The sequence below is a fragment of the Alteribacter salitolerans genome (assembly GCF_016901055.1).
In the GTDB taxonomy this organism is placed as follows: domain Bacteria; phylum Bacillota; class Bacilli; order Bacillales; family Salisediminibacteriaceae; genus Alteribacter; species Alteribacter keqinensis.
In genome coordinates this window covers 215,621-229,102 of the sequence record NZ_JAFEUX010000001.1, presented here as the reverse complement: position 1 = coordinate 229,102, position 13,482 = coordinate 215,621, and the positions used below count along the sequence as shown (strand labels likewise).

The following is a 13,482-nucleotide window of genomic DNA, read 5'->3' as shown; positions in this document are numbered from 1 at the left end:
TACAGCGCGTCCGGGCTGTTACACTTCTGCTTTTTTGTCAAACAGCCAGCAGATGCCGGCGAACGCAGCTGTGAGCAGTCCGAATTCAATAATGACCTGGCTCAGATACAAAACCTCGATGCTTCCCTGTGCATTTACAGGAAGGCCCTCCATTTCCAACTCTATACCTTCAGGGATGTTATCAATCTTGAGCAGGGGGATCCATTGTGCAATTCCCGTGTAAAGGGCTGTATCATTGACCCATGACCAGACGATGTTCAGCCCGATCGAGATTCCAATTCCCAACAGCCAGCCCAAAGGTTTAATGACTTTTGACAGCACGTAAATAAATAAGCCTGTAAGACCAAGCCACAGGGCCCCGTGAGTGATAAACGCAAAAATCCAGCCGAAGTATTCCAGGTACAGAGACGAAAAATCCGGAATTCCCATCCCTATAAACGCATCCCTTGAAGCCAGAAGTAAAGCATAAAGAGAAGTCATCGTAATCAAAAGTGAAGCCGTAAAAAGAATAAATGCCGAAGCCAGCTTGGCCGACAGCAACTTCCAGCCTCTGTGGGGCAGGTTCATCCAAAGCAGCGCCGTCCCCTCTTTCCATTCTCTTCTCATAGATACAAGGATAACGATAAACACGTAAAAAAGATGAAAGAAGACAACCGGTATCAAAAGAAAGATAAACATGGTGTTACCCGGGTTTCTGTCAACCTGGTACCATAGAAAGACAAGGATGACCAATAAAAGTGCCAGATTTAATCCTGCGACAAATGTATTCTGCCGCAACTCTTTTTTCAACAACATGAGCCAGCTCATTTCAGCACCTCCCTCATTGCCTCAACAACACTTTTCCCTTGTGTTTCCCTGAGGGTTTCTACATTCTCAGAAAGCAGAATCCGCCCTTCCTTCATAAACAAAATGTGATCAAGAAAGGGCTCCACCTCTGCCACTTCATGAGTGGATAGAATTGTCATCTGATTTTCGATGTCGGTATAGCGGATGATCATATTCAATATCTCTTCTCTTACAATCGGATCGAGACCGGACAGAGGTTCATCCAGCAGAAGAAGCGGAACATCCCTTGCAAGGGTGAGCGCTAATTTGACCCGTGCTCTATTTCCCTTGGAGAGGTGCTTGATTTTATCATTCAGGTCAATTTCCAGCTCCCTTAACATCTCCTTCGCTTTTTCCGGTGAAAATTCCGGGTACATCCGGCTGAAAAATGTCACAGCCTCTCCTGCTTTTTGATAATCATATAGGGAGTCCACTTCTGAGAGGTATGCTGTCTCCTTCGAGATCAGCCTGTCGGGCACTTGATTCATCACAAGTACTTTTCCTTTAGACGGCCTCAGCATTCCTGCAATAATTTTCAAAAGCGTTGACTTGCCGCTGCCATTTGGACCCACTAGGCCTACAATTCCCGGTTCATTCAGGTCGATGCTGACCCCGTTCAGTGCCGGCTTCCCAAGGTATTTCTTAGTCAGATCCTCTGTACTAACCCTTCTCGTGGTCATGTGCTTCACCTCTTTGGTTCAGATATTCGTGTAACAGTGTCAAAACTTCTTTTTCTGTATAGCCATACTGTGTAAGAGCGTCTACAAATCTCTCTGTCTCTTTTGTGGCTGCTGATTCTTTTAGCTCGTCAATGACCGACTGTTCTTTTGTAACAAAGGTCCCTTGTCCACGCTTGGTTTCAACGACTTTTTCTCTTTCCATTTCCATATACGTCCGTGAAATTGTATTCGGGTTTACCCCGGCGCTTACAGCCATCTCCCTTACAGAAGGCAGCTTGTCCCCGGGATTCAGTTCTCCCCGGCACACCTGTCCATAGACGTGCTCCATTACTTGTATATAAATCGGCCGGTTATGATCAAATGATAAAGTCACTTTCTCAAGCCTCCTTTTCCAGAGGTTTTCATAAGCTCTATTGTACCAAACCCATCAGTCTGCCACATCTCTTTTCATAAACACAACAAACGTCAGAAGCATAAAGGCGGTAAAATAAAGAATCAGCATCGTTACAGAAAAACCTGCCGTGAGCGATGGTATTAACGGTGCCCCATCAAGGAACTGGACGAGCCTGCTATTGGCAAACAGAATGTATTTTGCCCATTCATAGCCGCTCAGAAGGTAAACAACCTGTCCACCCATAAACATAGCCACCAGTGAAACCCCTACTGCCAGTGCCTGGTTTCTGAAAACGGTGCCTATCATAAAGGCCATTGCAGCGATCATGATGAGCTCGACAAACTGAAGGCTGTAGGCGCTCAGGATGTAGGAAATCACATGCCAGTCCCGGATCTCCCCGTTTATGACTTCTACATGACGAACAGGAGTAAAGTCAAAACCGAACACGAAGAGGCCCGTGATTAATGTTGATAAAAGCAGGATAGCCGTCATTAATAATGCAGTAAGAAGTGTCGCAGCCCATTTTGATAAAAGGATCCGCCACCGTCTTACAGGGCGTACGAGTAAAAGTTTAATCGTGCCTGTTGAGTGCTCCCCCGAAACGATTCCTGCCCCGATAATAACAGCAAAAACGGTCACAATGGATGTGAGCATGGCATGGTCAATGACAAGGGAGTAGGCATGATCACCTGGAAGCGGGGCCACTTCGTGTTCAAGGTGATACTCGTTTTTCATAAGTGTTTCCTGTAATTGATATTGCGTCCCTGGAGGAAGATTTTCTTCGGTGAGTTGCTCTTCGATTATCCGGTTTTCCGCTGCGAGCTGATCTTGCCAGTTTTCTGATGAAGAAGTGTTTTCGTCAGCTAAAAGAAACGATGTCATTACAGCTCCGAGGATAACGAAAGCAAGGAGCAAAAATACCATCACTTTTGTCCCTCTCCGCCGTCTGATTTTCATCCATTCATTTTGAATTAGCCTGATCATCATCATTTTGCTCCCCCTGTAACTAATAGGAATTCTTCTTCAAGACTAGCCTTTTTGATTGGTGAGACTTCATAAATACTGCACTCTTTTTCTACTAAAGAAGCAATCACTGAAGGAATTTGTTCTTTCTTGGCTTCAATCGTTACACTTCTTTCTTCTGCTGAGTAAAGGATGCCTTTTTCTGCAAGGACCTTTTCGGCTGTCTTTACCTCATTCAATAAGATGAGCCATTTCTGTTTTTTTGCCCCCACGAATGAATCCACTTGTTCTACACCAATCAATCTGCCTTTATCGATAATTGCAATTTGGTCACACATTTTCTCCATTTCAGCGAGAAGGTGACTTGAGACGATCACAGCTATTCCTTCTTCACGGGCAAGGCGTTTCAGGTACTCTCTCAATTCCCGAATGCCCGCCGGGTCGAGTCCGTTTGTCGGTTCATCAAGTATAAGTACCCCCGGTTTGTGCAGAAGCGACTGTGCAAGACCGAGACGCTGCCTCATGCCCAGAGAGTACGTTCTAACTTTTTCATGAATCCTTTCTTCAAGTCCCACAAGCCCGACTACTTCACTGATCCGGCCTTTCGTTATTGTTTTATGCATCCGGGCGTAGTGAAGAAGATTTTCGTACCCTGATAAATATCCATACATTTCAGGATTCTCTACAACCGCCCCTATATTTTCGATCGCTTTTTCAAATTCACCTGTAACGGAATAACCGGCGATTGTTACTTCCCCCTTCGTCGGTTTAATGAGCCCTGTAATCATTCTGATTGTGGTGGTTTTTCCTGCTCCGTTTGGTCCGAGAAGACCGAAAACCTCCCCTTTACCGATTAAAAGTGTTAAATCATCTACCAGTGTGTGCCGGCCGATCCGTTTAGTGAGTCCTTTAAGTTCAACCATTGCCGATTCCCCTCTACCCTGTATTTGCGTTCTAGTGTACTAACAAAATAGTACACTAGAACGCAAGATGTGGTCAAGAGAGAAAAATGCGTTTATGGGACCGGCCTGACTTTGTCTCACCGGTTAATATTGGAAGACCGCGAATGACCACTTTTAGACGTTAAATCAATTTGTAAAGTCGTTATTTACCACCACAAAGCCGTCAAAGAGAAATCTCATGCAGATAAAACGCATTGAATACGTTTACATAATGAGGTAAACTAGCTTTATAGAAATCAGTGCAATCGGTTGCATTTGAAGGGGAGAAAAAAATGAATAAGTACAGCTGGCTTGGTATTACTGCCCTTGCTCTTCTGCTTGCTTGTGAACAGAACGAAGATGCAGGAGGATCGGAAGAAGAAGAGGATTACTATACACCTGAGGTCCTTCAGAACGATGAGCAGTCCGGCCTCATCACCCATTTTCCCGAAACGGTTTTTTATGAAATCTTCCCCAGAGCGTTTTATGATACTACCGGTGACGGGATCGGAGATATCCAGGGAATGATTGAGAAGCTTGATTATCTGGATGAAATGGGCGTCGAAGGCTTGTGGCTCATGCCGATCCACCCTTCTCCCACATATCACGGATATGATGTCCTTGATTATTACGGTATCAACCCGGATTACGGAACAATGGAGGATTTTCGGGAGTTTGTAGAGCAAGCCCAGGCGCGGGATATTAAAGTTCTGGCAGACTACGTTGTTAATCACACAAGTGTGGAGCATCCCTGGTTTACAGATGCGGTCTCATCTGAAGACAGTGAATACCGGGACTGGTATATCTGGGCGGACGAAGATACGAGGCTCTCAGAGCGCGGAGAATGGGGCCAAAGGCTGTGGCACGGGGAAGCACCGAACCAGTATATGAGTGTTTTCTGGGAAGGCATGCCCGATTTAAATCTGGATAACCCTCAAGTAAGGGAAAAGCTAATTGAAATCGGCACCTTCTGGCTGGATGATGTAGGGGTGGACGGATTCAGGCTGGATGCGGCCAAACACATCTTCCCCGGCAAGCACGATAAAAACCTCGACTGGTGGGCAGAATTCCGCGAAGCAATGGAAGATGTAAAGGAAGACGTCTTTTTGGTCGGTGAGGTCTGGGATATTCCTTCTGTTACGGCACCTTACCTAGAAAACGGTCTTCACTCGGTCTTTCACTTTGACCTGGGAGAGGCAATGGTACAGGCTGCCCGGAGTGAAAGAGGAAGCCGTCTCGTGTCCGGCCTGAAGCGGGATCTTGACCGGTTTGACCAGTTTTCGGATGACTATGTATTATCAACCTTTCTAACTAATCACGATATGGATCGTGTGATGAGTGAACTGCGTGGTCATCCTGAGCGTGCCCGTATGGCAGCATCTCTCCTGCTGACGCTTCCAGGCAGCCCGTTCATCTATTACGGAGAGGAAATCGGTATGGAAGGCCAAAAGCCTGACGAACACATCCGTGAACCAATGGTCTGGTATGAAGACCGCGGCCAGGATGGGATGACAAGCTGGATTGAACCCCGTCACGATCAGGATGAAAAGGTTCTTTCAGTCGAAGAGCAATTGAACGATCCCGATTCCCTTCTTCGCCACTATCAGACGATGATTCACTTAAGACGAACGACACCGGCTCTTTTGTACGGGGAAATTGAAGAAGCCTACACAAACGAGCAAAGCATTGTTACTTTCTACCGGGAAGCTGACGACGAACGTGTTCTCGTTTTTCATAACTTGGGAGATGAGGAAGTCACAACCGATCTTCCTGAAGAGAATGAACTCTCATGGCACTTCCGTCAGTCGGACAATCAGACAATGATTAATGGAAGCCTCACCCTTCCGCCATACTCCACAGCCGTACTGACTGTCCGCTAGAGAGGGGTCACGGTGGGGTCTGGGGCAGGGCGGGGTCTGTCCCCGCACAATTCTGTGTAAAATTGTGGATGCAGCAGGAGATCAGGACAGTACACCTTGGTATTAAAAGAAGGAGGCCGGGACAAAAGTGTTTTAGTTGAACGAAAACCCGAACGAATAGTATGCGGTGTAATAAAACCGCTCCTGAAATATACTCCGCTTTCCGCGGGAAGCTGGTGAGCCTCCGTGTGCTATCGCACTCCGGGGTCTCACCTTTGCTTTTCCTCCCGCAGGAGTCTACGTATATTTCATCCGCTAAGCCAGCGCATAGTTCGGATTTTCAGCTAAACACTTTCTTTATGTCCCAGCCTCTTTGAAGTTTCACAGATCATTACCTCAGAACGCTCAGGGTGGACCAAGAAAGTAAAAGAGAACTTTATGACATTTAATAAAATCGCCAGGAAATGTACCGCTGAGAAAGACATCTCGCATTCAATTGAAGAGCTCATCGCCATTGTGGATGATTTATCATTAACTTTGAGAATGTCCGTACCAGCAATTATTAATAAAAGAAATGCTTAATTTTACAAGCCAAGTTAAAAGCGACCCTTCAACGCGTCATCCTAAAGAGTGAATGGAAACGGATTAAGGAAGAAGCGAGAAAGGGGCGGCTTTTATCTCAAATAAATTCCCTCACTGGGAGGTTGCATTAGATTTAAAGGATGAATCCATTAAAGGTGACACTTTACTAAACAAAACACCTGATCATTCTATCAATGTGACTTTTTAGGGAATGGAAACAATGGAGTCCTTGACCGAACCCTGAATCACATAAAAAACAAAAAGAGCTTTTCATCCCATACCTTTCCCTCCCCGAAAAAATCATGGAGACATTGTTGAAGGGAACTCATCAGAAGGTTATTTTAAACGATTGAAAAAGCGAAGAGGTTTTGCATCTTCGCTCTTTTGGCATTACCAGTCATATTCTGTTAATTTGTTCGTTAACCCGCCATCCTGATCGAGGCATACGATCGCACATTCGTGACGGTGCGCAAACTTCAGCACCTCAATCAGATCATCTGGGAGCCGGCGGTATAGCGCGTTATCGGGGGTCGGTGTTTCAATAAACCAGCTGTTTTCCCGCTTTTGGTAAACATTCAGCCCCTCAAATGACCGATACGCCAGTTTGGCAGCTGTTTTTTCACTCACATGTCCTGTTGAAAGTGTAATCATTTTTTCATGCTTCGGCGATTCATTCTTATTGATGTCCGAATCAACCACCAGCATGTACGTATTGTTTTTTAAACACTCTCGCGCTACCTTCCTGAAGCTCTTTGGCAGCTCCTTAACATCCTCTTCTGTAAAATCCGTGAAGTAAACGTACCATCCTTTCTCCCCTTTTGGATAGGTTACCAGAAGGTCTGATACGCCCATTTGGAGATCCTCCAGCGCTGCCTTGGTCAATTCCTCTTTTGAAATGGTTTTCGTATTCCTGATCTCCAGATTTTCGCTTGTCTTCATCATCAGCATTCATCCTTTCGTTCTGTGATACCTGCAGTATAAGCGCTTTTTCTCCCTAACATTGAAGTTTTCCCGAAAAGTACTCTGAAAACCCTGTTTTCATGCTATTTTATTAAGGATTACCATCTGCGAAAGGATGATGAAATTGGAACTGTCAAAAGTGTCATTCCCCCACCCCATCAGCAACAATGCAATTCTTTCTTCGCTTCGCTCGATCTTCATTCTGCTGCTTGCTCCCGCTGCGCTGGAGCGGATCGCAAACGCTGACATTGCAAAGACAATGTGGATGGGCTGATCCAGGGCACATACCGGGACCGTGCTAATATGCTGGCCGACTTTGGTGATCTGTTCTTTGGTAAAAAACCGAGCGAAGCCTATGCGAGTTGGTTTCACGCATTAGGAATGGAGGCTGCACCTCATTCAACCGTTAATTGTGCCCGTACACTGCGGGATGCTGATCTTCGAGGCGACCTGGGGTCTATTCATGTCCCCACCCTCATCCTGCATGGTAAAAAAGATGAGATTTGTCCGTTCGAACTGGCTGAACAGCTGCATACCGGCATCCCTGACGCCCATATTATTCCGTTTGAAGAAAGCGGCCACAGCCTCTTCCATGATGAAAGCATAAAATTTGACGGAGAGCTTCTCCGTTTCATTTCTGAATGACCACAGACCGCTGCTTACCGGACCGGCAACACGATCTTCTTCTCAGTAACACAAAAACAACGCCGGAATCCTAAAAGGATTCCGGCGTTTTCGTCAGTTTACCACTTCAATTTCTTCGATTACAACGTCTTCATCGGGACGTCCCTGCCCGTCGACGTTCACAGCAGCAATGTCATCGACAACGTCCATTCCGTCAATGACGTGGCCAAATACAGTATGACCACCATCGAGGTGAGGCGTTCCACCATTATCGATGTAGGTTTGGGCTGCTTCTTCGTCCAATTGCCCCTCTTCTACAGCATTTTCAACGGCCTCAACAACCTGGCTGTCCAGTTCGTCATTTTGTACGATGAAAAACTGGCTTGAGTTTGTATTCGGGCCCGCGTTTGCCATGGAAAGGGCTCCCCTGAAGTGTCTGAGTTCCTCAGCAAATTCGTCTTCAAAAGGTTCACCGTAAATACTTTCACCACCCATACCGGTTCCGTCAGGGTCTCCTCCCTGAATCATAAAGTCTTCAAGAACACGGTGGAAGATGACACCTTCGTAAAACCCTTCCTCTGCGTGAGTTACAAAGTTTTCAACCGCTTTTGGCGCGTATTCAGGAAAAAGCTTGAGGGTGATATCCCCCATTGAGGTTTTCATGATCACTTCCTGCTCGTCCTCGGCCACTTCCCCGTTTAGCTGTGGATAATCAGACGATCCTCCCTCGGGTGTATCTCCCTGAGTTTCTGATCCATTCTCTTCTCCGCCGCATGCGGTAAGCAAAAGTGCGGCACCGAGAAACAGGGTTCCTGCTTTCAATCGTGCTGTTTTTTTCATAGTGACGTCGTTCCCTTCTATGTATGCTATGTCTTTATTATGAAAGATTCTGCCATAGAAGTGCAAGCTAGAATTTTTTTCTTCTTGACTGATTTTTAAAAAACAGGGTAATATAAGAACAGAACAGGTGTTCGTAAAATCATAATTAGTCCAGTAAAAGGAGCGAACGGTCCATGGCTAAACTCACAGTTGAAGAAGAGCGTTTAAGCGAATCGTTTATTTTGTATGAACTTATGCGCAGAGTGCTGGAAAACGATTTGGTCAAAATGAACCAGGCTCCGGTGAAGCTGAAAACTCCTTATATTCACCTCGTGGAACAAACGCTGAGAGACCTGAGCCGGGAGCTTCACGAAACGAAACGCCACATGAAACGTCTGAATCTGAAGGTGGAATTAAATTCCCACGATAACACCTTCTCCGAATATACGATCTTTTACCGGGGCTATGCCCTGACTGCCAAATACTTAAATGCCCATTTGAAAAATCAGGTTTCCGAAAAAATTGAAGCATGGTTTTTGCACCGGAGACAGTCAAAAGAGGGCCCCGTCCATTAACGGAGCTCCTCCCTTACAAAAGGCGGCCACTGAAAAAGTACAAACCAACTTTTTCAGTGCCATTTATTTTAGTTGCAATGGCTCCGCTTGGTTGCGCACCTGTTACGAGAAACCCACTCATAACAGACTTCCAAAACATGCAATCGTTACGCACATTGCTCAGAAGGCACTGGAAAAAGTGAAAGACCCAACTTTTTCAGTGCCTTCTACAAAAGCGGCCTAATCTTTGGAAACACCCGGAGCGCTGTCTCATAAAACACATCGTCCCAGGAATGCTCAGGCATATGGGACTGAATAAACTCAATGTAGGGCCTGACCCGGACAAGAGGCCAGTCGGTACCGAACATAAATTTGTCATAATGGTCACAAAACGCGGTGGCGTGTTTAAAGTGATCAAAGAAATGAGGTGTGTTAACAATCCGGTCCACGGCTTTTTCTTCGCCTACGATAAGACCTGACAAATCGGCAAACACGTTCCGGTTTTTATAAACGACCTCTGCTGCGTCCAGCATCCACGGATCACCGAAATGAGCCATAATAAACGTCACATCTCTGTTAAACACCGCTGTTTCGTCAATGGTAAGGGGATGGGCATACTTCAGAAGACCCCGTTCGGAATAGGTATCCCCTGTATGAAAGACAACCGGCAGCCGGTAAGCTTTGGCCAGTTCATACACTGGACCGTAAACCTTGTCATACGCATAAAAAGGATAATAACCAAGGTAGATTTTGATCCCTACTGTTTCCGGCTTTAGCAGGGAGCTTTCCAGCTGCATGAGTTCCTGCTTCCCGAGACGGTAAGGATTTATCCCTGCACACACTCCCATATTCTTTGGAAGATGCGGTGCAAGGTCCAGTCCCATAGGGGTCGGTGGAGCCGAGTCCGGAAACCCTTCTCCCCCTTCAATCTCCCTTAACCCCATAGCAACGGAAAAGACAACGTTCGCATCGGCAAACTCTTTGTTATACCCTTCAAGGGAATAATCGATATGAGACAGAGTTTCAGCCGTATGGTGAAAGCTTTGTATGTGAGAAAAATGAACGTGGGCATCAATGATTTTCATAACAGCTTAACCCTTTCTCCATGTAGTATGATCAAACCGGACAGAGCGAAGATCGTGAGTTGCTTCCAGTGGCACTTCTTCATCACTGAACATGAAGAACATCGGCTCAGAGAAGAATGTCTCTTTGTCCCTGAGCGCAATTGTCCGTCTCGAATCCCCCACCACTACATGCTGATTCATATACAGCTCCATTTTGTCATTGGTTTGTTCCGGGAAAATATGAAGCTTTTCATTCCGTCCGGATTTGGAAGCTGTAAGGTGGCTGAACTGAGAAAGATGATGCTCGTGATGATGATGTCTGTAAGCCTCACTGTCATCACCGGCCTGAACCACCACACTGCCCGTCTCCTCGCCGGTATGAAGGTTAAACCCGGTGGCAATCGTTTGGTTATTCCACAGGACACCTGTTTCCTGTTTTATTTCATACATGGAACAAAGAACAGGCACCCCCGGGAGCATCAGAGCGTACTGCCTGACAGTAACCCCTCCGAAGACCGGATGATCGCTGATGGAGAACGTCAATTCAACACCGTTCCACTCATTTTTGTATTCGTCTTCTACAGACACAAAGGAAGCGTTTGTTTTTTCTTTCAGAATGCTTCTGGCAGACAGGCCAAAAAGCTCAAGGCGGATTCCTCCGATCCAGGGATTCCACCAGGATTTTGGCTCAGGCTCCGGAAATGAAGAAGCAAGCCACTCCTCTCCTTCATAAGACAGAGAATAGATTCCCGGATAAAAATCCGGTGCAGCTTTGATGGAAAGGACACCGTTATCAACCGTAAACACCTGTTTTCCTTTTTCTTTCGTTTCTTCAACAGCAGTACGATGATTCCCCGGCGGTAACAAAGCTGTGGTTTTTTTGAAATGGTAACCGGACAGTTGTCCCTGGATTGTCGCCAGAACAGCCTGTTCTGATGTGGTAACCGGCAGTGTGGCTTCCCATTTCCCTCCGCCGTCTTCACTGGACCAGCTGCCCTTTGCAGCCTCCTCTTCATTTGGCAGAGTGATGCGAAAATCCCCTTCTGTTGAACGGTTAACACGCTGAGCAAAAGCAAGGACCGCCGTATTTGATACAAAAGGGTTGCCATCTTTTGTTCCCCACTTCATAACATCAGATAAAACAGAAGGAGAAACGGCCGCTTTTTTCTCCGCAAAGCTTTTGACTTCATCTGCAGAGTGGAGTGCGCCGATTGAAAACGTGACAGGTGGCGTAAAAACCGTTTCACCTGAATTTATTGTTTTCACTACGTGTTCAAAATACATCATGTGCCATGTGTGAAAATGAAGTTTCACACCGGAACTCCATACAAGGGCTGCAGGCCACGTCTGGTTTCTTGAAAACAGCCAGTTACCCGTGAGTTTTTCACTCTCCCACACACTCACTTCACTGCTGTACGTTCCCCGGTTAAACACAATTTCACCGTCATACGGAAGCGTCGTCTCGCTTAAATCAAACATCAGCGGTTCATTTAAGTGAAGATCCCCCACAGGCTGGTCACTGCTGTTTTGAAGGCCGAAAGACTGGGTCATCATGCCATCCGCAGCCAGCTTAACTACTCTTTTGACGACCAGGCCGGGGAAATTTCGCGATAGATACGATAGCTCAACACCAATCCCTGACTCTTCTTCAAAAAAGGACACACTTTCAGGTTCCATCTTGGAAAACTCTTCTGAAAACGGCAGGCCGATCTTAGGATACATAAACGTATAGGAGCCTTTGTTTGCTCTTCCTCTCTCTGCAATCAGGGCGTTGTTTTCTTTTTTCAGGGCAACATGGGAAAGCCCCTGAAAGAGATGAATATAGGCGTTGCACTCGCCAAAGATTCCCCGCCCCTGGACGTTAAAGGGGAACGTAACGGTTTGCTGGAACATAATTTCAGTATCGTCCAGATTCGCTTTTACCGTAACGTCTTCACTGTAAAATAAAGGATTTCCCAACTCATATGGTACCGGTACGACCCGCTTTTCTTTTTTATCAAGAGAAAGTGAGAAAGAACATTCAGCAAAGACGACATTATCATTTGAAGGAAGCTCGAACACCACATCTACTTGTGTACTGCTGTTGTTTTCAACCTGAAGATAGGCCGTTTCCTTTTGATGAAGAAAGGACTGGTTACCAGGTAAAGCTCCTGACAGCGTTACCGGCGCTTTCGTGAGCACACCTGTTTTCATCGTCACCGTCCTGCCGTCGATCACCACAGCAGCTTCTACAGCAGGGTGCGTCTGCATGCTCTTTTGATCCCCCGTCTGCTCCAGCACGGCAAACGTTCCCGCAAGAACCTTTTCTTCGCCCGGTGAAAGTATCATTTCCCGTTTCCCGGAAAATCGGATGTTTTTGTTATCACGGCCGGAAAAAGAAAACGCAATCGTTTGATCAGACGTATTTTTAACCGTAAATGATGCCTCGTACTCCCGGCCTGAGATACAGGTGTGATGAGGAATGGTCATTGTAACGGCGTAGTCTTCTGTACGGAAAGAGGAAATGCCGCGGCCTGTCTTTTCAAACTCTACCCGGAGATTACGGCTGTCTTTTTTCCATTCGTACGTGTAACAGTCAAACCCGTTCGTTTTGTTTCCGTCAGGCTCCGTTTTAATTTCCCTCACACTGTCTTTGTACCAGTCCAGATGCTCAAAAAGAGGCTTGAATAATTCCTGGGTCATCACTGTCGGAAGAAAGTTCATCAGATGGACTGTATCATCACGGTTTTCCCAGAAGAAACCGCACTTTTTATAAAGGGGAACCGCTTTTGTATTTCCGGGCCATGTATAAAGATCAAGGCGTGGCCACTCCCGTCTGATTGTTTCTTCAAGAGCGGTAAGGATCAGCTTTTTGCCAATTTTCCGTCCGTGATAGTCGGTTCTCACATTCAGTAAAGGGATATACAGGGCACCCTCATCTTCACGGTATTCGGAAAGGCCGCAGTACCCGATAACCTCGTTATTGTCCATGGCGAGAAACGTATGAAGATTGGCTGAGTTCGCCTGCTGATCCCTGACATTAGTACCTGTTTTCACGTCAGAATGGCCGCCCCATCCTTCCCGGCTTAAGTTCCACATTTTCGCTACAGCTTCTGCATGGCCGGGTTCATACTCGCATAAAACGATCTGTTCTTCTGTTTTTTTCATCCTGAACTCCCCTTTTTATCACCAAAAAGAAGCTGTCCCTTTAATGTGAGAGCATTGGGGGGACAGCCTC

12 protein-coding genes are annotated in these 13,482 nt (G+C 46.3%); 3 read left to right on the top strand and 9 right to left on the bottom strand.

Translation table 11 applies throughout. From position 1 onward, the window contains the following. Positions 1–18: 18 nt before the first annotated feature. Genes JSY36_RS01110 through JSY36_RS01090 form a run of 5 tightly spaced genes read right to left on the bottom strand, consistent with a single transcriptional unit; the run spans position 19 to position 3,785 of the window. Positions 19–807, bottom strand: coding sequence for an ABC transporter permease (locus JSY36_RS01110; protein WP_205164887.1), 789 nt, complete (start codon positions 805–807; stop codon positions 19–21). After that, positions 804–1,505, bottom strand: coding sequence for an ABC transporter ATP-binding protein (locus tag JSY36_RS01105; protein WP_205164886.1), 702 nt, complete (start codon positions 1,503–1,505; stop codon positions 804–806). Before JSY36_RS01105 ends, JSY36_RS01110 begins: the two co-directional genes overlap by 4 nt. After that, the gene (locus JSY36_RS01100; protein WP_122896952.1) at positions 1,486–1,878 is read right to left on the bottom strand and encodes a GntR family transcriptional regulator; all 393 of its coding nucleotides are present in this window, start codon (positions 1,876–1,878) and stop codon (positions 1,486–1,488) included. The genes JSY36_RS01105 and JSY36_RS01100 overlap by 20 nt, the downstream gene beginning before the upstream one ends. 54 nt (positions 1,879–1,932) lie before the next feature. Further along, positions 1,933–2,889 (bottom strand): ABC transporter permease, encoded by a 957-nt coding sequence (locus JSY36_RS01095; RefSeq protein WP_205164885.1) that lies wholly within the window; start codon positions 2,887–2,889, stop codon positions 1,933–1,935. After that, on the bottom strand, positions 2,886–3,785 hold the full coding sequence (locus JSY36_RS01090) for an ABC transporter ATP-binding protein (protein ID WP_205164884.1): 900 nt from the start codon (positions 3,783–3,785) through the stop codon (positions 2,886–2,888). The genes JSY36_RS01095 and JSY36_RS01090 overlap by 4 nt, the downstream gene beginning before the upstream one ends. 311 nt (positions 3,786–4,096) lie before the next feature. Here JSY36_RS01090 and JSY36_RS01085 point away from each other — a divergent pair, with 311 nt between their 5' ends. Then, positions 4,097–5,683, top strand: a complete 1,587-nt coding sequence (locus JSY36_RS01085) for an alpha-amylase family glycosyl hydrolase (protein ID WP_205164883.1) — start codon at positions 4,097–4,099, stop codon at positions 5,681–5,683. Between the two features lie 951 nt (positions 5,684–6,634). On the opposite strand, the gene JSY36_RS01080 is transcribed toward JSY36_RS01085, so the two are convergent. Further along, positions 6,635–7,186, bottom strand: coding sequence for a DUF5983 family protein (locus tag JSY36_RS01080; RefSeq protein ID WP_205164882.1), 552 nt, complete (start codon positions 7,184–7,186; stop codon positions 6,635–6,637). 279 nt (positions 7,187–7,465) lie between these two features. Between JSY36_RS01080 and JSY36_RS01075 the strand changes: the two genes are divergently transcribed. Continuing rightward, positions 7,466–7,849, top strand: coding sequence for an alpha/beta hydrolase (locus JSY36_RS01075; protein ID WP_205164881.1), 384 nt, complete (start codon positions 7,466–7,468; stop codon positions 7,847–7,849). A 93-nt stretch (positions 7,850–7,942) separates the two neighbouring features. Here the strand turns inward: JSY36_RS01075 and JSY36_RS01070 are convergent, their stop codons facing one another. Then, positions 7,943–8,668, bottom strand: coding sequence for a peptidylprolyl isomerase (locus JSY36_RS01070; RefSeq protein WP_205164880.1), 726 nt, complete (start codon positions 8,666–8,668; stop codon positions 7,943–7,945). A 173-nt stretch (positions 8,669–8,841) separates the two neighbouring features. On the opposite strand from JSY36_RS01070, the gene JSY36_RS01065 reads away from it, so the two are divergent. Further along, positions 8,842–9,222, top strand: a complete 381-nt coding sequence (locus tag JSY36_RS01065) for a YhjD family protein (RefSeq protein ID WP_122896958.1) — start codon at positions 8,842–8,844, stop codon at positions 9,220–9,222. 206 nt (positions 9,223–9,428) lie between these two features. Here JSY36_RS01065 and JSY36_RS01060 read toward each other — a convergent pair whose 3' ends face one another. Further along, a complete protein-coding gene (locus JSY36_RS01060) occupies positions 9,429–10,286 on the bottom strand; it encodes an amidohydrolase family protein (protein ID WP_205164879.1) in 858 nt (285 codons plus the stop codon). 6 nt (positions 10,287–10,292) lie between these two features. Then, on the bottom strand, positions 10,293–13,412 hold the full coding sequence (locus JSY36_RS01055) for a GNAT family N-acetyltransferase (RefSeq protein ID WP_205164878.1): 3,120 nt from the start codon (positions 13,410–13,412) through the stop codon (positions 10,293–10,295). Between the last annotated feature and the right edge of the window lie 70 nt (positions 13,413–13,482).